Here is a 1,807-nt window from a genome sequence, read left to right on the forward strand (position 1 = left end):
GTACACACCTCATTACGATTTGGCGGTGATAAAGGCGGATGTGAAACGGTTGGGAAGGAAAGCATTCACCCGGACAGCAGAGGAATGTGGCGAGCGTCTTGGATTTGGCATCGAGGAAATGCAGGACGTTATTTATGAGTTGCGAAACTGGATGTTGTACAAGTCGATGACCACTTATGGAGACCATCGAGTATGGCAGGACGTGTACCACACCCACTCGAAAGGTAGGGAGATTTACATCAAGGTCACTTACCGCACAGACGGTAGACCTCCGGTGATCTCCTTCAAGGAGAAAAACCCATGACAAAGAAAGAGCTGTGCTACATCTGCGGGGCCCCCGATGCATTGAGTTATTACCAGGGCCGCAGCGAAACAATCAGAGTCAAAGATATGGAGCGTCGGATCGACAATCTTTCAGGCTGGGAGTGTGAGGTGTGTGGTGACGGATTCTGGGACCCAGAAAACGACAGTGCAGACCGCTACGGCAAAGCCAAGGAAGAATTGATCCTTGCCTTCCGACAAATCATCGGCGCCGAGATAAAACGCATCCGACGCAAGCTGCATCTTACGCAAAAAGAGGCCGTCGAACTGCTGTCGGGAGGCGGCCACAACGCGTTCTCACGCTACGAACGCGGCGAACTGCTTGCCCCCAAAACCCTGGTGTTACTGATGCGTTTGCTGGATCGTCACCCGCATTTGTTGGCTGACGCAAAAGCCCTGGCCGAGGGTGCAGACATGCGCGGTGCGTTCACGTACACCAAGCACGATAAGGCTGAAACGCTCAAAGCGTCCTAGCACCAAAAAATAAACCCGGCACCAGGCCGGGTTTATTTATTCAAACCTCGATCAATGCAAAATCTGGCTCAAGAACAACTTGGTCCGATCATTCTGCGGGTTGTCGAAGAAGTCATTCGGCGCCGCCTGTTCCACGATCTCGCCCTTGTCCATGAAGATCACGCGGTTGGCCACGGTGCGCGCAAAACCCATTTCGTGGGTGACGCACAGCATGGTCATGCCGTCTTCGGCCAGGCCAATCATGGTGTCCAGAACCTCTTTCACCATTTCCGGGTCGAGTGCCGACGTCGGCTCGTCGAACAGCATGATTTTCGGCTTCATGCACAACGCACGGGCAATCGCCACACGCTGCTGCTGACCACCGGACAACTGCCCGGGAAACTTGTGGGCCTGCTCCGGAATACGCACGCGCTCCAGGTAATGCATGGCGATTTCCTCGGCCTTGCGCTTGGGCATCTTGCGCACCCACATCGGCGCCAGCGTGCAGTTCTGCAGGATGGTCAGGTGCGGGAACAGGTTGAAGTGCTGGAACACCATGCCGACTTCGCGGCGGATCGCTTCGATCTGCTTGAGGTCGTTGGTCAGTTCCACGCCATCGACCACGATGCGGCCCTGCTGGTGCTCTTCCAGGCGGTTGAGGCAGCGAATGGTGGTGGACTTGCCCGAACCCGACGGGCCGCACAGCACGATACGCTCGCCCTGCTTGACGTTGAGGTTGATGTCTTTCAACACGTGGAACTGGCCGTACCACTTGTTGACGCCCTGCATCTGGATAATACCTTCAGGGCCCACAGGCTTTTTGATTGCTTCGCTCATAAAAGAACTCCTAACGCTTGTGGCCTGTGTCGAGCTTGCGTTCCAGATGCATGGAATAGCGCGACATACCAAAACAGAAAATCCAGAACACCAGGGCCGCGAACACGTAGCCTTCGGTGGCCATGCCCAACCATTTCGGGTCGGCGGCAGCTTGCTTGACGCTGTTGAGCAGGTCGAACAGGCCGATGATGATCAC

At 55.5% G+C, this 1,807-nt stretch carries 3 protein-coding genes and 1 pseudogene; 2 read left to right on the plus strand and 2 right to left on the minus strand.

Translation table 11 applies throughout. The annotated features are described in order from the left end of the window. Together ACRESD_RS22445 and ACRESD_RS22450 are read left to right on the plus strand one after the other, a co-directional pair. The coding region (locus ACRESD_RS22445) for a type II toxin-antitoxin system MqsR family toxin (protein ID WP_431752912.1) at window positions 1-304 on the plus strand (304 nt) is incomplete at its 5' end. After that, window positions 301-795 (plus strand): type II toxin-antitoxin system MqsA family antitoxin, encoded by a 495-nt coding sequence (locus tag ACRESD_RS22450; RefSeq protein ID WP_431752913.1) that lies wholly within the window; start codon window positions 301-303, stop codon window positions 793-795. The genes ACRESD_RS22445 and ACRESD_RS22450, both read left to right, overlap by 4 nt. Window positions 796-846: 51 nt before the next feature. Here the strand turns inward: ACRESD_RS22450 and ACRESD_RS22455 are convergent, their stop codons facing one another. Then, window positions 847-1,611 carry an amino acid ABC transporter ATP-binding protein gene (locus ACRESD_RS22455; RefSeq protein ID WP_003221897.1) on the minus strand — a complete coding sequence of 255 codons (765 nt, stop codon included), beginning with the start codon at window positions 1,609-1,611 and terminating at the stop codon, window positions 847-849. Window positions 1,612-1,621: 10 nt separating this feature from the next. Beyond that, window positions 1,622-1,807 (minus strand): annotated as a pseudogene (locus ACRESD_RS22460) (amino acid ABC transporter permease); the annotation flags it as partial.

The organism is Pseudomonas sp. (assembly GCF_050739995.1).
Lineage (GTDB): Bacteria > Pseudomonadota > Gammaproteobacteria > Pseudomonadales > Pseudomonadaceae > Aquipseudomonas.